This window comes from Streptomyces sp. NPDC001406 (assembly GCF_042895285.1).
Lineage (GTDB): Bacteria > Actinomycetota > Actinomycetes > Streptomycetales > Streptomycetaceae > Streptomyces.
This window is the reverse complement of record NZ_JBIAWG010000019.1, coordinates 168,937-192,577: the sequence shown is the minus strand read 5'-3', so window position 1 is coordinate 192,577 and position 23,641 is coordinate 168,937. Positions and strand designations below refer to the sequence as shown.

Sequence of the window (23,641 nt, the reverse complement as noted above, 5' to 3'; positions counted from 1 at the left end):
GTCGTACGCAACAGCGCCACGGGTGACCTGGAAGTCGTCACCGTCACCCCCGACAACGAGGACCGGATCCTCGTCCACGACGCCCACACGGCATCGCCCACGACGGCGTTCGCCCTCTCCCGCCTCGCCGACCCGGACACCCTGCGCCACACGCCGATCGGGGTCTTCCGGTCGGTGGAGCGGCCGGTCTACGACAGCGAGATGGCCGACCAGCTGGACACGGCGGTCGAGCAGAACGGCAAGGGAGACCTGGCCACGCTGCTGGCCGGCGGGGACACCTGGACGGTGATCGGCTGAGCCGGCCGACGCGCGTTCACGAGGCCCGGGACTGGATTTCCCGGGCCTCGTCGTATGCCCGGCGGGCCTTTTCCACGTCGTCCATCCGGCCTTCGGTCCACAGCGCCAGCGCCCGCACCTGTTCCGCGGCCTCGCGGCCCAGGTCGGTCAGGGAGTAGTCGACGCGGGGCGGGATGACCGGCTTGGCGTCACGATGGACCAGTCCGTCGCGCTCCAGGGTCTGGAGGGTCTGGGTGAGCATCTTCTCGCTGACCCGGCCGATCGCCCGGCGCAGCTCGCTGAAGCGGTACGACCGGTCGAGGAGCTCGATCAGGACCAGGACACCCCAGCGGCTGGTGACGTGCTCCAGGACCATGCGGTGAGGGCACATCTCCTCACCGACCACGTACTTGGACGGCCCGCCTGCGGCCGATGCCCCCTCAGTACTTACTCTCATGCCAGTACCTTACTTCAAAGTGGGTACTTTCATACAGTTAGTGCACCTCCTAGGGTTAGTGACAGCCGCACCCCACAAGGAGATTGCAGACCATGAGCATCGTCGTCACCGGAGCCACCGGACACCTCGGCCGCCACGTCGTGGAGCAGCTGCTGGAGAAGGTCCCGGCCGAACAGATCACCGCCGTCGTGCGCGATGAGGCCAAGGCGGCCGACTTCGCGGCGCGCGGCGTGAAGATCGCCGTCGCGAACTACAACGAGCCCGAGACCTTCGACGGACTCTTCGCGTCCGGCGACAAAGTGCTGCTGATCTCCGGCAACGAGTTCGACAAGGGCCGTGTCCAGCAGCACCAGGTCGTCATCGACGCCGCCAAGGCGGCAGGCGTGGCGCTGCTGGCGTACACCAGCGCCCCCGGCAGCCTGACGGCCGCGCTCGCCGACGACCACCGGGCCACCGAAGAGCTGCTGCTCGCCTCGGGCCTGCCCTGCACGCTGCTGCGCAACAGCTGGTACCACGAGAACTACACCGAGAACCTCGCCCCGGTACTGGAGCACAACGCCGTCGTCGCGGCCGCCGGTGAGGGCCGCGTCTCCTCCGCCTCGCGCGCCGACTACGCGGCCGCCGCCGTCGCCGTGCTCACCGGTGAGGGCCACGAGAACCGGACGTACGAGCTGGGCGGCGACGAGGCCTGGAGCCTGGCCGAGTACGCGGCCGAGCTGAGCCGGCAGACCGGCAGGGAGATCGGCTACAACTCCGTGCCCGCCGAGGTCCTCCAGGGCATCCTCACCGGCGCCGGTATGCCCGAGCCGTTCGCCGTGATCCTGGTCGGCGTGGACGCGTCCATCGCGAAGGGCGAGCTGGTCATCTCCTCCGGCGACCTGTCCCGGCTGATCGGCCGCCCGACCAGCCCGTTCTCCGAGGCCATCACCGCCGCGCTCAAGGGCTGAGACTCCCCCGCCGGGCCCGGGCGCGCCCGCACCCCCTGCTGTCATGACCGTATAGCGATACGGGCATGACAGCAGGGGGTGCGCGGCGTTACCTTCGTCCAGGCGGACAGGACGCGTGGAGTGAGCAGGAGGGGCCCGTGGCCGACATATCGAGGGGCGAGCGGCGGACAGGTCTGCTGAACGGCTTCGCGGCCTATGGGATGTGGGGGCTCGTTCCCCTCTTCTGGCCGCTGCTGAAGCCCGCCGGATCGGTGGAGATCCTCGCCCACCGGATGGTGTGGTCCCTCGCGTTCGTCGCCGTCGCGCTCGTCTTCGTACGGCGCTGGGCCTGGGCCGGGGAGCTGCTGCGGCAGCCGCGCCGGCTGGCCCTGGTCGCGTTGGCGGCAGCGGTGATCACGGTCAACTGGGGTGTGTACATCTGGGCCGTGAACGCCGGTCACGTCGTGGAGGCCTCACTGGGGTACTTCATCAATCCCCTGGTCACCATCGCCATGGGCGTGCTGCTCCTGAAGGAGCGGCTGCGGCCCGTGCAGTGGGTGGCGGTGGGCGTCGGGTTCGCCGCCGTGCTCGTCCTGACCGTCGGCTACGGGCAGCCGCCGTGGATCTCCCTGTGTCTCGCGTTCTCCTTCGCCACGTACGGGCTGGTGAAGAAGAAGGTCAACCTCGGCGGCATCGAGTCGCTGGCCGCCGAGACCGCGATCCAGTTCCTGCCCGCGCTCGGCTATCTGCTGTGGCTCACCGCGCGCGGCGACTCGACCTTCAGCACCGGCGGCACCGGGCACTCCGCCCTCCTCGCCTCCACGGGAATCGTCACCGCGCTCCCGCTCGTCTGCTTCGGGGCGGCCGCGATCCGCGTGCCGCTGTCCACGCTGGGGCTGCTCCAGTACCTGGCCCCCGTCTTCCAGTTCCTGCTCGGCATCCTCTACTTCCACGAGGCCATGCCGCCCGAGCGCTGGGCCGGCTTCGCGCTGGTCTGGCTCGCGCTGTCGCTGCTCACCTGGGACGCCCTGCGCACCGCCCGCCGCAGCGCCCGCGCCCTCGCCGAACTCCGGGACAGCCGCATCCCCGCTTCCCGTGAGGAGGACACCCGCGTCGGCTATAAGTGAGCGGCATGACACAGACTCCGGACGCCACGCCCGCCCCGCTGCACTGGAAGCTCGTCGTCGACGCCACCGACCCGCATGCGCAGGCCGACTTCTGGGCCGCCGCGCTGCACTACGAGGTCGAGGACAACAGCGCGCTCGTCGAGCGGCTGCTGGAACTCGGCGCGCTGCCGGGTGAGGCCACCGTCGAGTTCCACGGCCGCGCGGCCTTCCGTGACCTGATCGCCGTACGGCACCCCGACGACCCGTACGACAAGGAACGCGGCATCGGACTGGGGCGGCGGCTGCTGTTCCAGCGCGTCCCCGAGGCCAAGACCGTCAAGAACCGGCTCCATCTCGACCTGCACCCGGGTGAGGGACGGCGGGCGGACGAGGTCGAGCGGCTGAAGAGGCTGGGGGCGCGTGTGCTGCGGGAGGTGCGGGAGCCCTCCGGGGAGTGGGTGGTGATGGCGGACCCGGAGGGGAACGAGTACTGCGTCGCCTAGCCGTTGCCGGGGTGCGCGGCCCTGCGGGCGCGTTCGGTCAGGCGGCCCATGCGGTTGTGCGCGGACTCCAGCTGCTCGATGTCCTCGGCGGCCGGGCCCTCCTCGGCGGTGAGCTCCGTCCACAGCGCGATCAGTTCCCGGCCCAGGCTCAGGCCCTGCTCGGGGTCGCGTACGGCGCGCCAGGCGGCGGCCGCGCTCTGCACGTTTCCGTACGCCGCCTCGGCGTCGCGGGCCTGGCGGCGCCGCCTGGCGAGGTCGAGCGAGAGCCGGAAGGCGCGCAGCGGATCGCCGGCCAGGTAGGCGATGTAGGCGGTCAGCTCGCGCAGATGGAGCACCTCGGGGTGGTCCGGGCCGAGCAGCGCCGAGGCCTCCGCGACCGTGCGCTGCGCCAGCTCGGCCGCGGAATCGATCCGGCCCGCCTTGACGGCCTCGTTGATCCGCGTCATCGGCTCGGTGAGCAGCGCGGCGCCCTCCTCGGTGGTGGTCACGGGACCGTCACCGAGCACCTCTTCGGCCACGGCGTCGAAGCCGCGGGCGGGGGTGGGCTTGGGGTCGGGGTCGGGTTCGGTGGCGTAATCGGGGGCGGGGGGCCGGGCGGCCGGGGATTCGGCGGCCGCCTTCGGCTTTGCGTCCGGCTCGGGTGCGGCGATCGGCTCCGGTACGGCGTCCGGCTCGGGTGCGGCGATCGGCTCCGGTACGGCGACAGGCTCGGGTACGGCGACCGGCTCCGGCCCGGCGACCGGCTCCGGCCCGGCGGCCGGTCCCGGCTCGGTGCTCATGACGGGCGGCGGCCCGAACACCCCGGTCGGCATCTGGACGATCCCGGGGCCCAGGGGCTCCCCGCTCGCCGCCGCCTCCGGCACCGCCCGCAGCGGAAACGTCGGCACGGCATCCCGCACCGGCTCATCGACCGACCGCAGCAGATGGGTGGGCTTGTCCGAAGCGACCCGCTTACGCAGCGACGCCACCCGCTCGGGCAACGGAGCCACCCGCTCAGGCAGCGAAGCGACCCGCTCGGGCAACGGTGCCACCCGCTCCGCCGGCGGAGCCATCCGCAGCGGCTCCCCCGCGAAACGGCTGGAACCGTCCGCCTCCACCTGGAGCGGGACGACGTAACCGATGCGGGCGTCGTGGACCGAGGCGAGTATGGGGCGGCCGGCCGCGAGGACCAGGCCGTGGAGGTGGTTCAGGACGGCCTGCTGGATCTCCTCGCCGGGCCCCGCCACGACCGGTACGCCGGCGACCGAAGCGCCGCCCGTACCCGAAACGCGGACATCCACCGGTTCCGCCGGGAAGGCGGCCCGCTGCTGTTCCCGCTTCTTCTCGCGGCTGAGTCGAGACATCGGTCCCCTCACTCCCCCGGCGTCACGATCCGGTCGTACACCTGCGTACTGTCGAGTGTCTCCTGTCGCTACGGTTCCCACGTCACTGCGATGTCACAGACTCGCACCAGGCGCTGACACGCCATCGGAACAGGAGGAGCGCAAGAATGCAGCCAGGCGGGCAGCAGGGGCCGGAGATCTGGGTCCGTGGACCGGTCGCCGTACCGGAGCGGGAGCGGCATCCGGAACCGGACCGGATGTGGGGGACGACCGCGCACGGGCCCTGTGCCGCCCGGCCCTTCTCCTGGGTCGGCACGCACGGCGGCGCGGGCACCAGCACGCTCGCGGCGGTGTACGGCGGCCGGGACTGCGGACGCGACTGGCCCGGGCCGGACGCCCCGCCGTCGGTACTGCTCGTGGCGCGGACCCACGCGACCGGGCTGGCCCGTGCCACGCAAGCCGTCGAGACCTTCCGGCAGGGCGCCGCACCGGCCGGTCTCGACCTGGACGCCGTGGTGCTCGTCGCGGACGCCCCGGGACGGCTGCCGCGCCAACTGGACCGGCAGGTCAAGGTGATCGAGTCGGTCGTCGACGTGTACCGCGTGCCCTGGGTGGACGACTGGCGCCTGGGCGATCTGAGCGGCGGGGCGCCGCGGGGGACCGATGCGCTGGTGCGGTTGACCGGGGCAGCGGGCGGCGGGCGGTAGTCGCGCGGGAGCCCCCTTCCCAGAATGCTTGCGTATGCATATGATGCATGTGCGTGTATTGCTCGCACGCCGTACGCCGATCCTCCTGGGGGAAACCATGACCCGCCGCTTCCTCTTCGTGCTGGGCAGCGCCCGCGCCGACGGGAACTCCGAGCTGCTGGCCCGCAAGGCCGCCGAGCAGCTGCCCGCCGAGGTGGAGCGGCAGTGGATCAGCCTCGCCGAGCACCCGCTGCCCGACTTCGTGGACCAACGGCACGACAGCGACCATGTGCGGCCCGCCTCCGGCAGCGCCACCGGCCTGTTCCTGGACGCCACGCTCGCGGCCACGGACATCGTGATCGTCTCGCCGCTGTACTGGTACTCGGTGTCCGCCCAGACCAAGCGCTACCTGGACCACTGGTCGGGCTGGCTGCGCACCCCCGGCCTGGACTTCAAGGCGGCCCTCGCCGGGCGCACGCTCTGGGGCGTCACCGCGCTCGCGCACGCGGAGCCGGAGGTGGCCGATCCGCTGGTCGGCCTGCTCAGCAACTCGGCCGCGTATCTGAGGATGCGCTTCGGCGGGGTGCTGCTGGGCAACGGCAGCGCGCCCGGGGACGTACTGCGGGACACGGAGGCGCTGACGCGCGCCAAGACGTTCTTCGCGCGGGAGGCGCCGCTCGCGCGGTTCCCCTACGAGACGGCGGCCGCCTGAACCCCGTGCGGAGCCGGTGCCGGTGCTGGTACCGCTAGGCGCTGATGTCCTTCGTCGTGAACCGCGCCCAGGCCGCCGAGCCGAACACCGCGGCGTACAGGGCCTGCAGGCCCAGGTTCTTGACCAGGTCGTCCCAGTAGACGGGGTCGCGCATCAGGTCGGCGAAGGACAGCCAGTAGTGGGAGAAGAAGTACGGCTGGAGCGCGTGCAGTTGGGGTATCTGGTCGAGGATCTGGACGGTGATCAGCAGGCCCACCGTGGTCGCCATCGCCGCGATCCCGCTGTTGGTCAGCGTCGAGATGAACAGGCCGAGCGCCGCGATCCCGGTCAGTGACGCGGCGACGACCAGGGCGATCAGCAGGGCCCGGCCCAGGCCTTCGCCGAAGCCGATCCGGGTGCCGGAGATGGTCGTCAGGTCGCCGAGCGGGAAGAGCAGCGCGCCCACCGCCAGCGCGGAGACCGCGACCACCAGGGTGGCCAGCAGGCAGAAGGCCATGGTGGTCGCGTACTTGGTGAGCAGGAGGCGGGTGCGGCCCGCGGGGGCGACCAGGAGATAGCGCAGGGTGCCCGCGTTGGCCTCGCCCGCGATCGCGTCGCCCGCGACGACGCCGATCGCCATCGGCAGGAAGAACGGGAGTGTCGCCGCCAGTGCGGTGAACACGAGGAACAGGCCGTTGTTGGTGATCTGGGCGATGAAGGCGGGCCCTTCGCCGCCGCCGCGGCCGGGCTGCGCACCGCCCCGCGTCTCGATCTTCACCGCGATCCCGACCAGGATCGGCACTCCCGCCAGCACCCCCAGCAGAGCGAGCGTGCGCCAGCGGCGGAAGGTGGTGAGCAGTTCGCTGCGCAGCAGACCGAAGGTCCACAGCGGATTCGGGGCGCGTATGGCGGTCTTCTCCACCTGCGCCGACGCGAGTTCAGCCTGCGACATCGAAGCCCTCTCCGGTCAGTGCCACGAACGCGTCCTCCAGCGAGGCCCGTTCGACCGCGAAGCCCCGCACGCGCACCCCGGACGTCACCAACGCGGCGGTGAGGTCGGCGAGTTCACCGGACGGCGGCTCTCCGGTCACCCGGTCCTCGGCCATGACGACATCGGCGACCCCCCGCTCCTTCAGCACCCGGGCCGCGTCCTCGGTGTCCGGCGTGGTGACCACCAGCCGGCCGCGCGCGCCCGCCGCCAGGTCCGCCACCGCGCCCTGGGTGATGAGCCTGCCCTGCGCCATGACCGCCGCGTGCGTGCACACCTGCTCGATCTCGTCGAGGAGGTGGGAGGAGAGGAAGACGGTGGTGCCGTCGGAGGCCAGTTCCCTCACCAGGGACCGGATTTCGCGCATGCCCTGGGGGTCGAGCCCATTGGTCGGCTCGTCGAGGACGAGGAGTCTGCGGGGCTGGAGCAGCGCGGCCGCGAGTCCCAGGCGCTGCTTCATGCCCAGGGAGTACGCCTTCGCCTTCTTGGCGGCGGCGGCCGTCAGGCCCACCCGGTCCAGTGCCGCCGCGACGCGGGTGCGCCGGGTGCGCGGGTCGGCGGTCGGGTCGGCGGCGTCGTACCGCAGGAGGTTGTCCCGGCCGGAGAGGAAGCCGTACAGGGCGGGCCCCTCGATGAGCGCGCCGACGTGCGGCAGCACGGCGCGTGCGGACCGGGGCATGGGACGCCCGAGTACCCGCGCCGTGCCGGAGGTGGGCTCGATGAGCCCCATCAGCATGCGGATGGTGGTGGTCTTGCCGGAGCCGTTCGGACCGAGGAAGCCGAAGACGCTGCCCGCCGGGACGGTCAGGTCGAGACCGTCCACGGCGAGCTGTCCGCCGCGGTAGCGCTTGGTGAGGCCGCGGGTTTCGATGACGCACGGTTCCGCGTCCGAGGCCTCGGTCTCCTGCTCCGTGGCGGACGGTTCGTCCATCGGCTCCCTCGATTCGTCGTGCCCGCAGGGTACCTACTGCGCCGCGTTCGCCGCCTGGACCAGGGCGTCCTTGGTCACGGCGCCGACGTAGACCTTGCCGTCGTCCGTGATCAGGGCGTTGATCAGGCGGGTGGAGAAGACCGTGCCCTTGCCGAACTTGCCGTGCACCTGGTCGCCGAGCGAACCGAGGAAGCCGCCCAGGTCGCCGCCGCCGGCGGCGGAGCCGGACGGTACGCCGCCCTTGCTGCCGGTGTCGAAGGTGGCGATGGAGTTCCAGCCCTTGCCGAGGACGTCGAAGCCCTCGTCACCCTTGAAGCCCTCGGCCCCCTTGAAGCCCTCGGCTCCCTTGGCGAAGTCGTCGCCCGGCTTCAGGGAACCCCTCCCGGGCGCCTTCGACGCCTGGTCCTCCTCGGTGACCTTCGCGCCCTTGGGCGGGGTGAAGTCGAAGGTCGAGGCGGCCGGCTTGGCGAAGCTGACCTGCGTGAAGCCCGCGTCGACCACGGCCGCGCCGCCGCTGCTCGGGGTGAGGGTGAACTTCAGCGGAAGCCCGGTCTTCGCGTCGACGGCGATGCTGATCGCGCCGACGGTGGTGCCGGACTGCTTGGGCTTGACGAGCAGCTTGTAGGCGTCCCGGCCGGCCACCTGCACGGTGCCGTCGACGGTCACCGACGTGGTGTCGTCCACCGACTTGAGGGCCTCGTCGGCGAAGTCCTTGGGCGTGGCGGGCGGTTCGCTCCCCTTGTCCTTGCCCTGCTCGTCGGCCTTGCCGTGGTACACCTCGTTGGACTTGCTGTCGTAGCCCCACACGTCCTTGCCGTTGTGGATGAGGCTGTACTCGGCGGCGCTCTCGATCAGCGAGAGCTTCTGCCGGTCCGGGCCGTCCGCGGCGACGCGCAGGGTGTGCGTGCCGCTGACGAGTTCGGTCAGCTTGGACGTCGGGTCGGCGGACGAACCGTCACCCGACGGGCCCGCGCCGGAGAGCAGACCGCTCTCCAGGCCGCCGAGGTCGGGGAGCCCGAGGTCCGTGCTGACCTTCACCGTGCCGGACAGCTGCTGCACGTCCGACTTGGCGATCTTCTCGATGAGCTGCTGCGCGGTGATCTTCGGCAGATCGGGGTCACCGGAGTCGGCGAGCGCCGGGACCAGCCCGATGGTCGCCGCCGCCACCCCCACCACCGCGACCGGTACGACGTACCGGGCGGCCTTGCGACGTCCCGAGCGCAGGTCGTCGACCTGCGTCGCGCCCGTGGTGCCGTCGGATTCGTACGGTGCCATGTGTGCCTTACCTCCGTCGTCGGCGGCGGCTGTCCTCGCACTCTGTCCCACCCTGAGCCGCCATTCTCACCCGAATCGGTGAGGAGTGGTGATTTCCGTGGTTTCCAGTTGACCAAATCGGCCGTGCGGAAGCGTCAGCCCGCGGGCTCAACTCCGTGTACGACTGGGGTATGACACACGGAGGCGGCGCCTCCCCCGACCCGTAGGGGTCGGCCGCGTGGGAGACGCCGCCCGCGGCTCAGTGCGTGCGCACGAACACGTAGTCCGCCTGGTAGGGCACACCGACGATCCTGCCCGGGGTGCAGGAGCCGGCCGGGGCGAGCCCGCCGACCGTGTTCAGCCGCAGGATCTCACCGGTGCCGGCGAGCAGCCCGTGGTGCTTGCCGGACCTGGTGGCCTTGAGGTCCAGCTCGGGGATGTTGCCGTCGCCGTTGGGCGTCTTGGCGATCAGGGCGCCCGTGACGGCGCTCCCGTCCGGCGCGGTCCACTGCGGTGTGCCGGAGTTGGGCTTCACGAAGGAGTGACGGATGTGGCCGCCGAGCCGGGCACTGACGTCACGCTGCCCGAAGGCGTATCCGCCGCCCTCGGCCGCCTTGCACTCGTAGATCTGCTTCCCCTTGACGACGGAGGCCTGGAAGCTGCCGAGAACGTGCCGGAAGTCGGTGGTGGTGGTGACCTTGTGGAGCTGTCCGCGGACGGCTCCGCCCGGGAACTTTGCGGTATGGAGATTGGCGTAGAAGGAACCGGGGTCCTCGGTGAGCTGCTTGAGCAGGGCGGGGTCGTTCACCGTGACGGTGCCGGTGAGGCTGTGCCGCCCCTGGGGAGCCTTGCCGAGCAGCTTCCCGAAGTTGATCCTGACGCCGCCGTTGGTGCCCTTGGCGCCCTGGTGGATGTGGAGATCGGTGGGCCTGCCGGTGCCGCGCCAGGCCACGGCGACGGACACCTTGTCCCCCTTGACCTCGATGAACTCCAGCGCCGCGCCGTCCTTGTCCCCCACGGCGGGGCCGCCCTCGACCGGCACCTCGTTGGCGCCCCGGAGGCTTGCGGCGAGGATGGTCGTTTCCTTGCCGGTGCGGCTCTCGCCGGCGGCGGCCGGGATCGCCGCGGCGGCGACACCGGCGGACGCGGCGATCGCGACGGCGGTGGCGACGAGGCCCTTGCGGCGCGCGATGAACGTTCCGTTCATACCCATGATTCGGTTTTCTCCCCGTATGCGGCTGACGCCCCCTGCGTCAGCTTCTGGGCATGGGTACGGAAGGGATCTTAGATTAGACTCAGTCCATAAATGCGACGTGCGTCACACCGCTCGACGGGAACTACCCGGCCCGGTGCACCACCGCGTCGCACAGTTCGAGCAGGGCGGCCTTGGCGTCGCACTCCGGCAGCGGGGCCAGCGCCGCCCGCGCGTCCTCCGCGTAGCGCACGGTGTCGCGCCGGGCCTGCTCCAGCGCCGGATGGCCACGGAGGGCGGCCAGCGCCTCGGCGTGGCGCGCGTCGTCGGTCAGGTCGGAGTCGAGGAGCTCGCACAGCGCGATGTCCTCGGCCAGCCCCAGCCGCTGCGCCCGCTCGCGCAGCCGCAGCACCGGAAGGGTCGGGATGCCCTCGCGCAGATCGGTGCCCGGCGTCTTGCCGGACTCGTGCGAGTCGGACGCGATGTCGAGCACGTCGTCCGCCAGCTGGAAGGCGACACCGAGCCGCTCGCCGTACTGGGTGAGCACGTCGACGACCGTCTCGTCGGCCCCCGACATCATCGCCCCGAACCGGCAGGACACCGCCACCAGCGAGCCCGTCTTGCCGCCCAGCACGTCCAGGTAGTGCTCGACCGGGTCCCGGCCGTCCGAGGGCCCCGCGGTCTCCAGGATCTGCCCGGTGACCAGCCGCTCGAACGCGAGGGCCTGGACCCGCACCGCCTCGGGACCGAGATCGGCGAGGATCTGCGAGGCACGGGCGAACAGGAAGTCACCCGTGAGAACGGCGACCGAGTTGCCCCAACGGGTGTTCGCGCTCTCGACACCGCGGCGCACCGCGGCCTCGTCCATCACGTCGTCGTGGTACAGCGTCGCGAGGTGCGTCAGCTCGACGACGACGGCCGAGGGCACGACACCCGGCGCGTACGGGTCGCCGAACTGGGCCGCGAGCATCACGAGCAGCGGCCGGAACCGCTTCCCGCCCGCCCTCACCAGGTGCTGGGCGGCCTCCGTGATGAACGGGACCTCACTCTTGGTGGCTTCGAGCAAGCCTTCCTCGACAGCCGCCAATCCGGCCTGGACATCGGCTTCCAGAGCCTGGTCCCGCACGCTCAGCCCGAACGGCCCGACGACGGTCACGTGGGGTCTCCTGTCTGCTGGTGTCTGCTGGCGATTACACGGTTTGTCGATAGGTCGCTGCCATCACTCAAGTCAGCGTATCCGGTCAGGTTTCGATCACCGATAGCGCCCACCGTTACAGCCCAGGCGGTATCGGATCACGACCGGTATGTTTTTGATCAGTTGATAAGGATTGATTTTTATCGACTCATCATGATGTGACACTGCTTGTCCCTATATACCCGCATGTACCCGGTCAGCCGGCGCCACGGGGCACCACCCATACACATCCGTACGTCCTCCCCCTACGAGACCACGCACGACGACATCCGCATCCCCCTGCCCGACAGGACACGGCTGTACGCGCGCGTATGGCGGCCCCTGCCGGACGAACCCTGGTGAGCGGGCCACGGCTACGCCTGGCGGGGCATGTGGCTGGAGCGCCTCGGCCCGCGAGGAGTACGACACGATCAGGGCCGCCGTGCTCGCGGTGGGCGGCCGGCACGACCCGTACCACGACACGGTCCTCCGTCCGGTCGAACACCTTCCGCGCGACCGCGTCCGCGGCATCGTCGGCCCCTGACCGCACGAATACCCCGACCGCGGCCGGCCGGCCCGGCGATCGGCTTCCTCCAGGAGACCCTGCGCCGGTGGGACCACCGGCTCAGGGACGGCACCCCGTCCGACGGTGCCTCCGCCCCGGCGGACCCCCTGGACCAGCCGCTCCCGCGCGCGTACGCCCTCGACTCCCGCCCCCCGGCCACGGCCTACGGCACCCTTCCCCGCCCGCCGGGTCGGCGAGCCGCTCCGACCCTCACCCCACGTGACGAGCGTCACGCACCGGCTCCGGGGCGCCCCCGTTCTCGCACGGTCCCCGATACACACGGACCGGACGTGGGAGAAGCGCGCCCCGCGGACCCCCGCGAACCCCCTGTGACCTGCATGTCTGATTTGCCGTGAATGTTATTCCGTGAGTTGGGTCACGCCGCCTTATGTCGCCCCACATCCGGCCAAACACCCGTTTGCCCTTTTCCTGTCGGCCAGTTGAGGCTGTGCAACCGCAAAGGATCAAGTGCCCCATACGCCTCAACCCAAGGTCAATTGGTGCGTTCTGTGAATCAGGTACTTGTTCCCGACATGTGCTCTCGCATAGCTTCCGGCCAGTCAGGCGGACGCCGAATCCTGCCGCCGCCGGACGTAACCCATCGACGAACTCATTTCGCGTAGGCAGGAGCGGGGGAACCCAGGTAGGCCGCCGGACCGGACGACACATGTCGCACGGAACGGCTCGGGGTGAAGTCGCGCAGCCTCAGGGCGGCACGGCCGGGCACCTCCCCGTCCGAACCCGACAGCTCACCTCGCAGGCGACGGAGAGGAAATCCCCCATGGCCGCTGCCGCTCAGCCCCGCCGCACCACCCGCCTCGTCCGCAAGCTCGCCGTCGCCGGCACCGGCGCCGCGGTGCTCGCCCTCCCGCTCATCGGCGCGACCACGGCCTCGGCCGCCCCCGCCACCACGCCCGCCGCGGCCGAAACGACCCTGGCCGGCTACCCGAACAACCTCGACGGCTGGATCCGCGAGTCCCTCGCCATCATGAAGGAAAGGCACATTCCGGGCACGTACAACGGCATCTACCGCAACATCATGCGTGAGTCGTCGGGCAACCCGCGGGCCATCAACCTGTGGGACTCCAACGCGGCCAAGGGCATCCCGTCCAAGGGCCTGCTCCAGGTCATCGACCCGACGTTCAACGCGTACCACGTGGTCGGAACGTCGTTCGACATCTACGACCCGGTCGCGAACATCACCGCCGCCTGCAACTACGCGGCCGCGCGGTACGGCTCGATGGACAACGTCTTCGGCGCGTACTGACGGACGCCACGGGGCGCGTGCTGACGGATCTCCCTCTCCCTCCCCCGCAACGGGAGAGCTAGGCAAAGAGTCTTTCGAGGACGACGGCGATGCCATCGTCCTCGTTCGACAAGGTGATCTCGTCGGCCACCGCCTTGAGTTCGGGATGGGCGTTGGCCATCGCCACACCACGGGCGGCCCAGTCGAACATCGGGATGTCGTTGGGCATGTCCCCGAAGGCGATGGCCTGCCGGGCACTCAGCCCCAGGTGTTCGGCGGCCAGCGCCAGTCCGGTCGCCTTCGTGATACCGCACGGCTGGAGCTCGACGGTCCCCGGCCCGGACATGGTGACCGTCGCCAGCGAACCCACGACGTCACGGGCGATCGCCGCCAACTCGTCGTCGGACAGGGCGTGATGGCGGAGCAGGACCTTGCTGATGGGTTCGCACCACAGATCGTCGCGCCGCGGGACCCGTACGGCGGGCAGGGTCGGGTGCGGCATCAGATACCCCGGCTCGATGAGCGTGAGCCCGTCCACCCCGTCCTGGTCGACGGCCACGTACACCTGACCCACCTCGGCCTCGATCTTGCCGAGCGCGGTCTCGGCCAACTCCCGGTCCAGGGTGACCGACCACAGCAGACGGTCCGCGCCGGCGTCGTACAACTGCGCGCCCTGTCCGCACACCGCGAGCCCCCTGCTGCCGAGTTCGTCGAGCAGCGGCCGCACTCTCGGCGCCGGGCGCCCCGTCACCACGAGATGCTGCGCACCGGCCTCCACCGTCCGCGCGAGGGCCGCGCGGGAGCGGTCGGAGAGGGTGTCGTCGCCGCGGAGCAGCGTTCCGTCCAGGTCGGTGGCGACGAGTGAATAAGCGGGGGGAGCGGCCATGATCAGAGAATACGGACAACATGCCGCTGCGACTCACCCCCGTCCCAGCCGTTGTTCTCAACCCCACGCGGTCCGCGCGGAGATGCCGCCACCCGCCATCGTCAGTGGTGCGCGTTAGGTTGCTGTCATTGCGCCGAGGGAGCTGAGGAAACGGGGGCGGATGTGGTGACGGACCGGCGGGAAGTCTTCCGGAGGTATCTGCGCAAGGCGGCGCCCGCCGTTCTCGCGCGCTTCCCCGAGGAGTTGAGGCCCGAGATCTACGCCCTCTCCTTCCGTATCTGGCGCATCGACTACGACGAGCGCCACCCCTATGTGGCCATCGGCTACAACACCGAGAGCCAGTACGAGCTGGAGAAGCGTCACGGGGACCTGGGCGAGGCCCGCTGGCACTACGCCTGCTGGCTCCTGGACGGCTTCGAGATGCTCGGCAACGTCCCCGAGGACCCGGCCGGCGCACCGCTGTACGTGGAGGAGGTCAAGGAACTCGGCCTCTGGTTCGACGGCGACCGGGACGACGAGGAGGGAGACCGGGACGCCGACGAAGAGGGCGACGTCGAGGCCAAGCGCGATCTGCTCGGGCTGCATTTCGCCGACGCATGTATCGATCTCGCCCGCCATCTGCACGAAAGCGGGGAGATCGAGCGGCTCTTCGGCCGTCGGCTGCCCGTCGTCGTCTTCGACATGGACTGTCCCGAGTGGGAGATCGAGGCCACCGAGGCGGCCAACCCCCCTGAGCTGATCGAGGAGTTCCTGGCGTGGCAGCGGGCGGCCGAGGAGGGGTAGCCGCCCGCCCCTGCGCTCAGCCGTGCGCCGCCGCCAGGTGCTTGGCCAGCCGCGGGGAGGCGAACTCGGTGCCGCAGACGAAGCGCATCACCGGGCCGTAGGACCCGGCGGCCGGGAGGCCGGTGAAGTAGAGGCCGGGGACCGAGGAGACAAAGCCGGCGCCGAGCTTCGGGGTGCCGCGGCTGACCGCGAGGCGGGTGCGCAGCTCATGGCCCAGGAAGTCCATGGCCGCGACGTTCACGCGGTAGCCGGTGGCCGCGACGACATGGTCGGCGGTGAGCCCCTGGGTGGCGCCGGCGAGGGTGCGGACCGTGAGGAGCGGGCTGCCGTCGGAGACGTCCGCGCCGACCAGCCGCTCCACCTCCTGGACCTGCACCTTGCCCTCGAAGCGGTCGCGCAGCCACCACGCGCCGAGCGGGCCGAGGACCCGGCGGACCAGATAGTGGCGGGCCTGGGCCGGAAGGTAGCGGTAGGGGTGGGGGTAGTAACTGAGGGCCCACAGGGACCAGGCCCGGCCGAAGGGGGACTCCGGGCGCAGCTTCGGCTGCTTCCAGGGCGGGGCGCCGAAGGCGACCTTGCCCTTGCCGCGCGCGACCACGCGCACCTGTGCACCCGCCTCCGCCGCCAGGGCGGCCGTCTCCAGCGCGGACTGGCCGGCGCCGATGACGATCAGCTCCTTGCCCTTGAAGGGGCTGAGGTCGTGGTGCTGTGAGCTGTGGGACACCAGGCCCGTGGGGGTGGGTCCGTCCGCCGCGGCCTTCGCCAGCTCCGCCGGGAGGTGGGCCAGTCCGGACAGCCCGGTCGCGACCACGACCGCGCGGGCCGTGAACAACTCCCCCGATTCCAGCTTGAGTTCGAAACCGCCGCCCGTACGGCGGTCCACGGAGACCACCCGCACCCGCTCCAGTTCGGGCAGGAGGTTCCGCTGGAACCACTCGCCGTAGGAGATGAAGGTCTCGACCGGGATGAGGTCCTCGTCGGTCACCAGCCGGCGGATGCCGGCCGCGTCGCAGTAGTCGGCGAGGGTGTGGCCCGGCTGCGGGCAGTCGATGCTGGAGGCCGCCGGGGTCGACTTGAGGATCATTCCGGCGGGCATGTGGTCGCGCCAGCTCACCATGGGATCGCCGAAGACGCGCACGGGGATGCCGCGCGCCCGCAGATGGGCGGCGGTGGACAGGCCGAATGGTCCGGCACCGAGGACTGCTACCGGTTGAATCACGAAGTCCCTCCCCAGGACGTCATTTCGTCACTTCGTGGTCCGGTACGGACGGTCGGGACGAGGAACGTCTAGTTGCCCGAACCGGTCGTACTGCCACGGCGGTTGGTGCGCCACAGCTGGTACAGATGCTTCGCGCCCGGTCGCACGAAGCGCGCGAGCATCGTGAAGAAGGGCAGCGGATCGTCACCCGCGAGCCAGGCCAGCTCCGTCCCGCTCGCCCGCGCCGGCGCGTGCGGCGTCGTATAGCCGCTGCGGCGGTAGGCGAGGAGGGCGGGGAGGTCGATGTTCTCCACGATGTACCGGTGGCCGGCGCGCTGTTCCCCCTCCGGAACGGTGCGCCCGGTCAGATTCAGATGCATGGCGCGTACGACGTCCACCCCCGACTCGTTCTCGAAGAGGCGGAACTGGGCGCCCATGCGCGGGTTGAAGTCGAGGAGTTTGTACTGTCCGTCGCGGCGGTCGAAGCGCAGGTCGAGGTCGATGATGCCGCTGAAGCCGATCTGCTTGATGAAACGTGCGGCGAGGTCCGCGAGTTCCGGGTTGTCGACGACATAGGCGTTCGCCGTCATGCCCGCGTGCGGCGGCCATGAGCGGACCTTGACGCCGGTGAACATGGCGAGCGGGGCCGAGTCGGCGTCGAAGCAGGCGTGCACGATCCAGTCCTCGGCCTCCTCCCTCGGCAGGTACTCCTGGAGGATCACTCCGGGGTGCTCGCCCCAGTCGCGGGCGAGCGTGAGCAGGCCCTCGCGGGTGGCGATCCGCGTGGTGCCGTTCACGGCGGGCCGTTTGCGCCGTACGAACGCCTCCCGGTTCTTGGCCACCACCGGGAAGCGGGCCTTCTCGGCGAAGTCCACGATCTCGTCGTACGACTGCGGGAAGGACGCCGTCGGGCTGGGGATGCCGTGTTCCATGCACAGTTCGTGCAGGCCCTGCTTGCTGGCCAGGCGGCGCGGCAGGCCGGGGTCGACGGGCGGGAAGAGGAAGGTGTCCTTGAGCGCGTCCTGGTGCTCGGCGATCAGGACGGCGGCCTCTTCGTCGGTGGGGACGAGCACGGTGGGGCGGCCTATGCGGGCGCCGATGCGGAGCAGCCCCGCCACGAGGTACTCCGGCTCCTCGGCACCGCTCGTCGGCCAGACGAACGCGCGTGTGAGATACCGGGAGGAGGCGGCGGGGGTGTAGCGGTCCTCGGTGATCGCGTACATGGGGACACCCAGACGGCCCAGGCTGCGGATCGCGCCGACGCCACCGTGGTGCAGCGGGTAGTCGCCGAACTTGACGATCAGGCCCGGCACAGTACGGTCCGCCTCGAAAGGCACGCTGACGGCATTCCTGGCCACGGGTCCCCCCACGCGTCCCCCTACGGACCGGATCGACCCCGTCCGTGTCCCCCAAAGGACGCTAAGCCGGAATTGACCCCTCCGACAAGGCCTATTCGGACATTGCGAACTCTTTAGACACTGCCGAAGAGGGGCACGCCCCCGTAACGTGTGGCGCGACCACATGGAACGTATGGCCATGCATGGCACGGATGAGAGCGAGGCAGAACCCCATGCCCCCCTTCGACGTCCCCGAGGGCGACCCCTTCGGTCCGCACAACCTTCCGTATGGCGTGTTCTCACCCACCGGCAGCCAGGAACGGACCGTCGGAGTCCGGCTCGGCGACCACGTACTCGACGCCGGCGCAGCGGCGCACGCCCTCGGTTCCCCGTATGCCGCCCTGCTCGCGCAGCCGACCCTCAACCCGCTGCTGGCCGCCGGCCGCACGGCGTGGTCGGACGTCCGGCGCGCGCTGACGGCATGGGTCACGGTGCCCTCGCACCGCGAGACGATCGAACCGCTGTTCCACCCGCTGTCGTCGGTGACCCTGCATCTGCCCTTCCAGGTCGCCGACTACGTCGACTTCTACGCCTCCGAGAACCACGCCCGGAACGTGGGGCAGATTTTCCGCCCCGACGCCGAGGACTCGCTGACCCCCAACTGGAAGCATCTGCCGATCGGCTACCACGGGCGCTCCGGCACGGTCGTGGTGTCGGGGACGGATGTCGTACGGCCGTCCGGGCAGCGCAAGGGTCCGAACGACCCGGCGCCCGTCTTCGGTCCGTCCGTCCGGCTGGACATCGAGGCCGAGGTCGGCTTCGTGGTGGGCGTGCCGTCGCAGAGGGGCGGGCCGGTGGCGCTGGGCGACTTCCGGGAGCACGTCTTCGGACTGTGCCTGCTGAACGACTGGTCGGCGCGGGACATCCAGGCCTGGGAGTACGTCCCCCTCGGGCCGTTCCTCGGCAAGTCCTTCGCCACGTCGGTGTCGGCGTGGATCACCCCGCTGGAGGCGCTGGACGAGGCACGGGTGGCGCCGCCCGAGCGGACGTACCCGCTGCTGCCGTATCTGGACGACTGTGCCGAAGCGGTGGAGCCCGGCGGCTACGACCTGCGGATCTCCGTCGCGATCAACGGTCACGTGGTGTCCGAGCCGCCGTTCTCCACCATGTACTGGACCGCCGCGCAGCAGTTGGCGCACATGACGGTGAACGGGGCCTCGCTGCGGACCGGGGACCTGTACGGCTCGGGGACCGTGAGCGGTCCGGTGGAGGGTGAGCGCGGCTCGCTGCTGGAACTGACCTGGAACGGGCGGGATCCGCTCGAACTGCCGGACGGAAAGCGGACGTTCCTGGAGGACGGGGACGTGGTGACGCTGTCGGCGTGGGCACCGGGCGCGGGCGGGGTCCGGGTGGGCCTGGGCGAGGTCACCGGGCACGTTGTAGCAAGCAGTTGACACAAGCCCCCTGGGGATCGCATCTTGTACTCACCGCTTGATACAAGCGGTGAGTACAAGACGTGCTTCTTTTCCGGGGGAACTCTCATGACCGAAGTCGATGCCACCGCATCGGCGTCACGCAGGTTCGTCGACCGCTACGCCCGCTGGACGGGCCTGCTGGCGGGGGCGCTCGTGGCGTACTGGCTCATCCCGCTCGACCACGGGGACGGAATCCTGTACGCCATCCCGGCGTTCGGGCTGTGCGCGGTGGCCGGGGTACTGGTCGGCGACGCGCTGACGCAGCCGACCCGCGGTGCCGTGCGCACGGCCGGGCTCGCCCCGCGCCGGGTGCGCGACTACGTGCCGCCCCGGATGACCTGGGTGCTGATCGCGATGGCGGTCGTACTGGTGCTGCTGCTGGGCGTGGCCGCCGCGGTGGCCTCGCCGGACGACGTGGGGCGGGCGAGCCGCGCGCTGACGATGACCTGCCGGGGCGGGACCGCGTCGTTCAGCCCCTGGCCCGGACTCCACTACGGCCTGCCGATACTGGCCTGCCTCGCCGTCGCCACCGGCGCCTGCGGCTGGTCCCTGCGGCGGATCGCGACCCGTCCCGGCGACGAGCAGTCCCGCCGCGACCGCAGCCTGGCGATCGTCGCGGCCTGGGGACTGGTGGTCTCGTCCTCCCTGTTCGGGACCACCGCGGTGACGTCGGGAGTGCTGATGGACTCCGGCTGCGGCGAGGCGCTGTGGATCGTGGCCCGCTGGGTGCTGTGGCCGCTGTCCCTGGTCACCTTCGTGACCGTGGCGCTGATGCTGTCCATGGTCTGCGCGCCCCGGGCGACCTGGCGACGCCGGAGCGAGCGGCGGGTGCGCCGGTGAGCGGCGCGGCCGTACGGGTCGACACCGACAGCCCGGTCCCGCCGTACGAGCAGATCCGCGCCCAGCTCGCGGCCCTGATCACCACCGGCCGCCTGCCGGAGGGCGAACGCCTGCCGACGGTACGGCAGTTGGCGGCCGACCTGGGTCTGGCGGCGGGAACGGTGGCCCGCGCCTACCGCGAGCTGGAGTCGGCGTCGCTGATCCGCACCCGCCGGGGCGCCGGAACCCGGGTGGCACCGCTCCCGACCCCGCTCCGACGCCCCGACCCGGCCGAACTCGCCTCGCTGACCAGGAGGTTCATTGCCGAGGCGCGGGCCATGGGGGCGGGCGAGGAGGCGGTTCTCAGCGCTGTGCGAGGGGCGTTGCGGGAGTAGGGGACGGCGGGGCGGCGGGCGGAAGCCCGGGGGCGGCGGCGGGGAAATCCGGGGTGGCGGATAGCCCTCGACTCCTGACTCCGGGGGCCCGTCACCGTCATACTGACGGGGCACAGCACAACCCGGCGTACGACAGCGGTAGCACCGCCGTGTGCCTGTTGCACCACCCGCCGCGTCACCGACGTACGGCCACGCCCTGCGCCGTACGAGCCGCCGCACCACCCCGGCCACCCGCCACCCGCCCCTGTCTCCGACCAGGAACCGGAGCCCCCGGCATGACCGTCTGCCTGCTCCTGCTGAGTGTCGTCGCCCTGTTGGCCGCCGTGCCGGCGCCGCGCGCGCTGACCCGGGCCGAGTGGCCCGAGCGGGAACCCGTGGTCGGGCTGTGGGTGTGGCAGTGCCTGGTCGCCACCGTGCTGCTGTGCTGCCTGGCCGCGCTGGTGCTGGGGACCGCGACCGTCTTCCACACCGTGCGCGACCGGGTCTTCGCACCCGCGCCGCCCGCCGTCACCGCCGCGTACGACCTCTCCGTCGCCCCGGTCTGGGCCGTCGCGCTCACCGTGCTGCTGGCCTGCGGCGCCGCGTGGACGACGGCGATGCTCGCCCGTGAACTCGCCGACGCACGCAGGCGGCGCGGACTGGCCCGGGCGCACCTGCGCGAACGCGCCCCCGACCTGCCCGCGGGGCTGCCGGCCGCACGCGGGCCCATGCTGGTGCTGGAGGACGAGTACCCGGACGCCTGGTGGATGCCCGGACACCCACCCCAACTGGTCGTCACCACCGGGGCCCTGCACCGGCTCACCGACCATCAGCTGGACGCCGTCCTGACCCATGAGCGCGGTCACGCCCGCGCCCGCCACGACTGGCTGCTGCACCTCTCCACCGCGCTGGCCACCGGCTTCCCGCACGTCCCGCTCTTCGCCCACTTCTGCGACCAGACCCACCGCCTGGTCGAACTGGCCGCCGACGACACGGCGTCCCGCCGCTGCGGCCACCTCACCACGGCCCTGGCCCTGATCGAGCTGAACCAGCACCGCGGCGTCCTGTCCTGCGCCTCCAGCCACCGTCTGCTGGGCGAGCGCGTCGACCGCCTCCTGGAGCCCCCACCGCGGCTGCTCCGCCGTCAGCGGGCGCTCACGACGACGCTGGCCGCGCTGGTCCCGCTCCTCCCGCTGCTGATCACGTTCGCTCCGGGTCTCACGGCGCTGTCCTGACCCCGTCGGGCTATATCCAGTCCTCCGGCTCCGGCTCCATGTCCATCTCGGGCCAGTCGTCGTCCGGGGCGGCGGCCGCCGGTGCGGGGGCAGTCGCCGGTGCGGCCGCGGCCGGGGATGCGGCAGTGGCTGTGGCTTCGGCCGGGCCGTCCATGGAGGCCAGCACCCCGAGCACGCCCTCCCCGTACGTCGCCAGCTTCTTCTCCCCCACGCCACTGACCGTGCCCAGCTCGGCCACCGAGCCGGGCCGGCTGCTGACGATCTCCCGGAGCGTGGCGTCGTGGAAGATGACGTACGCCGGAACGCCCTGCTCACGAGCCTGTTCGGCGCGCCAGGCGCGCAGGGCCTCGAAGGCCGGGAGCAGGTCGTCGGGCAGCTCGGCCACGGCGGCCTTGGGCTTGCGGTCGCCCCGGCCGGACGAGGACGACGTGGTGCGCGCGGCCGCCGGCTTCTTGGGCTCCTTGCGCAGCGGCACCTCCCGCTCCCGCCGCAGCACCGCTCCGCTCGCCTCGGTGAGGACCAGCGTGCCGTACTCCCCTTCGACCGCGAGCAGCCCCTGCGCCAGCAACTGCCGGACGACGCCGCGCCATTCGCCCTCGGCCAGGTCCTCGCCGATGCCGAACACCGACAGCTGGTCGTGGTCGAACTGGATCACCTTGCCGGTGCGCTTCCCGAGCAGGATGTCCACGATCTGCACGGCGCCGAACTTCTGCCCCCGCTCCCGCTGGAGTCTGACCACCGTCGACAGCACCTTCTGCGCGGCGATCGTGCCGTCCCAGGTCTCCGGAGGGGTGAGGCAGGTGTCGCAGTTGCCGCAGCCCGCGGGTTCGGGGTCCTGGCCGAAGTAGGCGAGGAGCTGGCCGCGACGGCAGCGGGCCGTCTCGCAGAGCGCGAGCATCGAGTCGAGGTGGGCGGCCGCCCGGCGGCGGAAGGCCTCGTCGCCCTCGCCGGACTGGATCAGCTTGCGCTGCTGTATGACGTCGTTCAGGCCGTAGGCCATCCAGGCCGTGGAGGGCAGTCCGTCACGGCCCGCACGGCCCGTCTCCTGGTAGTAGCCCTCGATCGACTTGGGCAGGTCGAGGTGGGCGACGAACCGTACGTCAGGCTTGTCGATGCCCATGCCGAAGGCGATGGTCGCCACCACGACCAGGCCGTCCTCGCGCAGGAACCGGGACTGGTGCGCCGCGCGTGTACCCGCGTCCAGGCCGGCGTGGTAGGGCACCGCCTCCACGCCGTTGCGGCTCAGATACTCGGCGGTCTTCTCCACCGAGTTCCGCGAGAGGCAGTACACGATGCCCGCGTCGCCCGCGTGCTCCTCCCGCAGGAAGGCGAGCAGCTGCTTCTTGGGGTCGGCCTTGGGCACGATGCGGTACTGGATGTTGGGCCGGTCGAAGCTCGCCACGAAGTGGCGTGCCGTCGGGATGTGCAGCCGCTGTGTGATCTCCTCGTGCGTCGCCCGGGTTGCCGTCGCCGTGAGCGCGATCCGCGGGACGTCCGGCCAGCGCTCGCCCAGGACGGACAGGGCCAGATAGTCGGGGCGGAAGTCGTGGCCCCACTGGGAGACGCAGTGCGCCTCGTCGATCGCGAACACGGCGACCTTGCCCCGGGACAGCAGGTCCAGGGTGGAGTCCAGGCGCAGCCGCTCGGGCGCCAGGTACAGCAGATCCAGCTCACCCGCCAGGAACTCCGCCTCGACCACGCGCCGCTCGTCGAAGTCCTGGGTGGAGTTGATGAACCCGGCGTTCACACCGAGCGCCCGCAGCGCGTCGACCTGGTCCTGCATGAGCGCGATCAGCGGGGAGACCACGACTCCCGTACCCGGTCTGACCAGCGCGGGGATCTGGTAGCACAGCGACTTTCCGCCGCCGGTCGGCATGAGGACGACGGCGTCGCCACCGGCCACCACATGCTCGATGACCGCTTCCTGCTCACCACGGAAGGCCTCGTACCCGAAGACCCGGTGCAGTGTGGCCAGCGCCTCGCTGTCGGTCGCCCCTGGCATCTCGCTGATCCCGCCCGTCCCACCCATCGTCGTGCCCCCCGTACGTCGTCCCTCGACCACTGCAACCACGATAGGGCTCCGCACCGACAGCACCGGAGTTATCCACAGGTTCCGTCTGCTCCGTTGTGCGGTCGGCCAGTGGCACGGGGCGACCGCAGCGCGGCAAACGGCCCGGCACCCGTGAGGGGGTGCCGGGCCGTTGCTGCCGCGACCGG

Annotated in this window: 23 protein-coding genes, 1 pseudogene and 1 riboswitch; of the genes and pseudogenes, 13 read left to right on the top strand and 11 right to left on the bottom strand. The window is 71.2% G+C overall.

Going from position 1 to position 23,641, the window contains the following annotated elements; translation table 11 throughout:
- Nucleotides 1-297: pseudogene (locus ACFY1J_RS37670) on the top strand (2-oxoacid:ferredoxin oxidoreductase subunit beta); the annotation flags it as partial.
- Nucleotides 298-313: 16 nt separating this feature from the next.
- Here the strand turns inward: ACFY1J_RS37670 and ACFY1J_RS37665 are convergent.
- On the bottom strand, nt 314-733 hold the full coding sequence (locus ACFY1J_RS37665) for a winged helix-turn-helix transcriptional regulator (protein ID WP_390711591.1): 420 nt from the start codon (nt 731-733) through the stop codon (nt 314-316).
- 92 nt (nt 734-825) lie between these two features.
- Between ACFY1J_RS37665 and ACFY1J_RS37660 the strand changes: the two genes are divergently transcribed.
- From ACFY1J_RS37660 to ACFY1J_RS37650, 3 genes are all read left to right on the top strand, one after another.
- Nucleotides 826-1,680 carry an SDR family oxidoreductase gene (locus tag ACFY1J_RS37660; RefSeq protein ID WP_390732797.1) on the top strand — a complete coding sequence of 285 codons (855 nt, stop codon included), beginning with the start codon at nt 826-828 and terminating at the stop codon, nt 1,678-1,680.
- Between the two features lie 137 nt (nt 1,681-1,817).
- The gene (gene rarD / locus ACFY1J_RS37655) at nt 1,818-2,786 is read left to right on the top strand and encodes an EamA family transporter RarD (RefSeq protein WP_390711589.1); all 969 of its coding nucleotides are present in this window, start codon (nt 1,818-1,820) and stop codon (nt 2,784-2,786) included.
- 5 nt (nt 2,787-2,791) lie between these two features.
- Complete coding sequence (locus ACFY1J_RS37650; RefSeq protein WP_390732796.1) at nt 2,792-3,268, top strand: VOC family protein; 477 nt, start codon at nt 2,792-2,794, stop codon at nt 3,266-3,268.
- Here the strand turns inward: ACFY1J_RS37650 and ACFY1J_RS37645 are convergent.
- A complete protein-coding gene (locus ACFY1J_RS37645; RefSeq protein ID WP_390732795.1) occupies nt 3,265-4,611 on the bottom strand; it encodes a tetratricopeptide repeat protein in 1,347 nt (448 codons plus the stop codon). The genes ACFY1J_RS37650 and ACFY1J_RS37645 overlap by 4 nt on opposite strands.
- Nucleotides 4,612-4,757: 146 nt before the next feature.
- Here ACFY1J_RS37645 and ACFY1J_RS37640 point away from each other — a divergent pair, with 146 nt between their 5' ends.
- Both ACFY1J_RS37640 and ACFY1J_RS37635 read left to right on the top strand, forming a co-directional pair.
- On the top strand, nt 4,758-5,297 hold the full coding sequence (locus ACFY1J_RS37640; RefSeq protein WP_390711587.1) for a DUF6668 family protein: 540 nt from the start codon (nt 4,758-4,760) through the stop codon (nt 5,295-5,297).
- Nucleotides 5,298-5,394: 97 nt separating this feature from the next.
- Nucleotides 5,395-5,988, top strand: coding sequence for a flavodoxin family protein (locus tag ACFY1J_RS37635; RefSeq protein ID WP_390711586.1), 594 nt, complete (start codon nt 5,395-5,397; stop codon nt 5,986-5,988).
- Nucleotides 5,989-6,022: 34 nt separating this feature from the next.
- On the opposite strand, the gene ACFY1J_RS37630 is transcribed toward ACFY1J_RS37635, so the two are convergent.
- The 5 genes from ACFY1J_RS37630 to ACFY1J_RS37610 form a co-directional block, all read right to left on the bottom strand.
- On the bottom strand, nt 6,023-6,919 hold the full coding sequence (locus ACFY1J_RS37630) for an ABC transporter permease (RefSeq protein ID WP_390732794.1): 897 nt from the start codon (nt 6,917-6,919) through the stop codon (nt 6,023-6,025).
- The gene (locus ACFY1J_RS37625) at nt 6,906-7,886 is read right to left on the bottom strand and encodes an ABC transporter ATP-binding protein (protein WP_390732793.1); all 981 of its coding nucleotides are present in this window, start codon (nt 7,884-7,886) and stop codon (nt 6,906-6,908) included. The genes ACFY1J_RS37630 and ACFY1J_RS37625 overlap by 14 nt, the downstream gene beginning before the upstream one ends.
- A gap of 33 nt (nt 7,887-7,919) precedes the next feature.
- On the bottom strand, nt 7,920-9,161 hold the full coding sequence (locus ACFY1J_RS37620; protein WP_390732792.1) for an outer membrane lipoprotein carrier protein LolA: 1,242 nt from the start codon (nt 9,159-9,161) through the stop codon (nt 7,920-7,922).
- A gap of 238 nt (nt 9,162-9,399) precedes the next feature.
- A complete protein-coding gene (locus tag ACFY1J_RS37615; protein ID WP_390711582.1) occupies nt 9,400-10,353 on the bottom strand; it encodes a CHRD domain-containing protein in 954 nt (317 codons plus the stop codon).
- A gap of 124 nt (nt 10,354-10,477) precedes the next feature.
- Nucleotides 10,478-11,488 (bottom strand): polyprenyl synthetase family protein, encoded by a 1,011-nt coding sequence (locus ACFY1J_RS37610; protein WP_390711581.1) that lies wholly within the window; start codon nt 11,486-11,488, stop codon nt 10,478-10,480.
- A gap of 225 nt (nt 11,489-11,713) precedes the next feature.
- Between ACFY1J_RS37610 and ACFY1J_RS37605 the strand changes: the two genes are divergently transcribed.
- Nucleotides 11,714-11,869: a hypothetical protein gene (locus ACFY1J_RS37605; RefSeq protein ID WP_390711580.1), complete on the top strand. Its 156-nt coding sequence runs from the start codon at nt 11,714-11,716 to the stop codon at nt 11,867-11,869.
- A gap of 794 nt (nt 11,870-12,663) precedes the next feature.
- Nucleotides 12,664-12,847, top strand: a riboswitch (cyclic di-AMP (ydaO/yuaA leader).
- Nucleotides 12,848-12,852: 5 nt separating this feature from the next.
- Complete coding sequence (locus ACFY1J_RS37600) at nt 12,853-13,338, top strand: transglycosylase SLT domain-containing protein (RefSeq protein ID WP_390711579.1); 486 nt, start codon at nt 12,853-12,855, stop codon at nt 13,336-13,338.
- 58 nt (nt 13,339-13,396) lie between these two features.
- Here ACFY1J_RS37600 and ACFY1J_RS37595 read toward each other — a convergent pair whose 3' ends face one another.
- The gene (locus ACFY1J_RS37595) at nt 13,397-14,203 is read right to left on the bottom strand and encodes an HAD family hydrolase (protein ID WP_390732791.1); all 807 of its coding nucleotides are present in this window, start codon (nt 14,201-14,203) and stop codon (nt 13,397-13,399) included.
- 165 nt (nt 14,204-14,368) lie between these two features.
- Here ACFY1J_RS37595 and ACFY1J_RS37590 point away from each other — a divergent pair, with 165 nt between their 5' ends.
- Nucleotides 14,369-14,986, top strand: coding sequence for a hypothetical protein (locus ACFY1J_RS37590; protein ID WP_390732790.1), 618 nt, complete (start codon nt 14,369-14,371; stop codon nt 14,984-14,986).
- 16 nt (nt 14,987-15,002) lie between these two features.
- Here the strand turns inward: ACFY1J_RS37590 and ACFY1J_RS37585 are convergent, their stop codons facing one another.
- Both ACFY1J_RS37585 and ACFY1J_RS37580 read right to left on the bottom strand, forming a co-directional pair.
- The gene (locus ACFY1J_RS37585) at nt 15,003-16,205 is read right to left on the bottom strand and encodes an FAD-dependent oxidoreductase (RefSeq protein ID WP_390732789.1); all 1,203 of its coding nucleotides are present in this window, start codon (nt 16,203-16,205) and stop codon (nt 15,003-15,005) included.
- A 68-nt stretch (nt 16,206-16,273) separates the two neighbouring features.
- Nucleotides 16,274-17,521 (bottom strand): ATP-grasp domain-containing protein, encoded by a 1,248-nt coding sequence (locus ACFY1J_RS37580; protein WP_390732788.1) that lies wholly within the window; start codon nt 17,519-17,521, stop codon nt 16,274-16,276.
- A 233-nt stretch (nt 17,522-17,754) separates the two neighbouring features.
- Between ACFY1J_RS37580 and fahA the strand changes: the two genes are divergently transcribed.
- From fahA to ACFY1J_RS37560, 4 genes are all read left to right on the top strand, one after another.
- Nucleotides 17,755-18,975, top strand: a complete 1,221-nt coding sequence (fahA, locus tag ACFY1J_RS37575; RefSeq protein WP_390711574.1) for a fumarylacetoacetase — start codon at nt 17,755-17,757, stop codon at nt 18,973-18,975.
- Between the two features lie 87 nt (nt 18,976-19,062).
- The gene (locus tag ACFY1J_RS37570; protein ID WP_390732787.1) at nt 19,063-19,836 is read left to right on the top strand and encodes a hypothetical protein; all 774 of its coding nucleotides are present in this window, start codon (nt 19,063-19,065) and stop codon (nt 19,834-19,836) included.
- Nucleotides 19,833-20,210 carry a GntR family transcriptional regulator gene (locus ACFY1J_RS37565; protein WP_390711572.1) on the top strand — a complete coding sequence of 126 codons (378 nt, stop codon included), beginning with the start codon at nt 19,833-19,835 and terminating at the stop codon, nt 20,208-20,210. Before ACFY1J_RS37570 ends, ACFY1J_RS37565 begins: the two co-directional genes overlap by 4 nt.
- Before the next feature lie 275 nt (nt 20,211-20,485).
- Nucleotides 20,486-21,424 carry a M56 family metallopeptidase gene (locus ACFY1J_RS37560; RefSeq protein WP_390732786.1) on the top strand — a complete coding sequence of 313 codons (939 nt, stop codon included), beginning with the start codon at nt 20,486-20,488 and terminating at the stop codon, nt 21,422-21,424.
- 10 nt (nt 21,425-21,434) lie between these two features.
- On the opposite strand, the gene recQ is transcribed toward ACFY1J_RS37560, so the two are convergent.
- A complete protein-coding gene (gene recQ, locus ACFY1J_RS37555; protein ID WP_390711602.1) occupies nt 21,435-23,453 on the bottom strand; it encodes a DNA helicase RecQ in 2,019 nt (672 codons plus the stop codon).
- Nucleotides 23,454-23,641 lie beyond the last annotated feature (188 nt).

Bases quoted from the DNA above. Each gene is read 5' to 3' on its own strand.
- ACFY1J_RS37665 (WP_390711591.1), bottom strand. From the start codon at position 733: ATGAGAGTAAGTACTGAGGGGGCATCGGCCGCAGGCGGGCCGTCCAAG.
- ACFY1J_RS37660 (WP_390732797.1), top strand. From the start codon at position 826: ATGAGCATCGTCGTCACCGGAGCCACCGGACACCTCGGCCGCCACGTC.
- ACFY1J_RS37650 (WP_390732796.1), top strand. From the start codon at position 2,792: ATGACACAGACTCCGGACGCCACGCCCGCCCCGCTGCACTGGAAGCTC.
- ACFY1J_RS37645 (WP_390732795.1), bottom strand. From the start codon at position 4,611: ATGTCTCGACTCAGCCGCGAGAAGAAGCGGGAACAGCAGCGGGCCGCC.
- ACFY1J_RS37640 (WP_390711587.1), top strand. From the start codon at position 4,758: ATGCAGCCAGGCGGGCAGCAGGGGCCGGAGATCTGGGTCCGTGGACCG.
- ACFY1J_RS37635 (WP_390711586.1), top strand. From the start codon at position 5,395: ATGACCCGCCGCTTCCTCTTCGTGCTGGGCAGCGCCCGCGCCGACGGG.
- ACFY1J_RS37630 (WP_390732794.1), bottom strand. From the start codon at position 6,919: ATGTCGCAGGCTGAACTCGCGTCGGCGCAGGTGGAGAAGACCGCCATA.
- ACFY1J_RS37625 (WP_390732793.1), bottom strand. From the start codon at position 7,886: ATGGACGAACCGTCCGCCACGGAGCAGGAGACCGAGGCCTCGGACGCG.
- ACFY1J_RS37620 (WP_390732792.1), bottom strand. From the start codon at position 9,161: ATGGCACCGTACGAATCCGACGGCACCACGGGCGCGACGCAGGTCGAC.
- ACFY1J_RS37615 (WP_390711582.1), bottom strand. From the start codon at position 10,353: ATGGGTATGAACGGAACGTTCATCGCGCGCCGCAAGGGCCTCGTCGCC.
- ACFY1J_RS37605 (WP_390711580.1), top strand. From the start codon at position 11,714: ATGTACCCGGTCAGCCGGCGCCACGGGGCACCACCCATACACATCCGT.
- ACFY1J_RS37600 (WP_390711579.1), top strand. From the start codon at position 12,853: ATGGCCGCTGCCGCTCAGCCCCGCCGCACCACCCGCCTCGTCCGCAAG.
- ACFY1J_RS37595 (WP_390732791.1), bottom strand. From the start codon at position 14,203: ATGGCCGCTCCCCCCGCTTATTCACTCGTCGCCACCGACCTGGACGGA.
- fahA (WP_390711574.1), top strand. From the start codon at position 17,755: ATGCCCCCCTTCGACGTCCCCGAGGGCGACCCCTTCGGTCCGCACAAC.
- ACFY1J_RS37570 (WP_390732787.1), top strand. From the start codon at position 19,063: ATGACCGAAGTCGATGCCACCGCATCGGCGTCACGCAGGTTCGTCGAC.
- ACFY1J_RS37560 (WP_390732786.1), top strand. From the start codon at position 20,486: ATGACCGTCTGCCTGCTCCTGCTGAGTGTCGTCGCCCTGTTGGCCGCC.
- recQ (WP_390711602.1), bottom strand. From the start codon at position 23,453: ATGGGTGGGACGGGCGGGATCAGCGAGATGCCAGGGGCGACCGACAGC.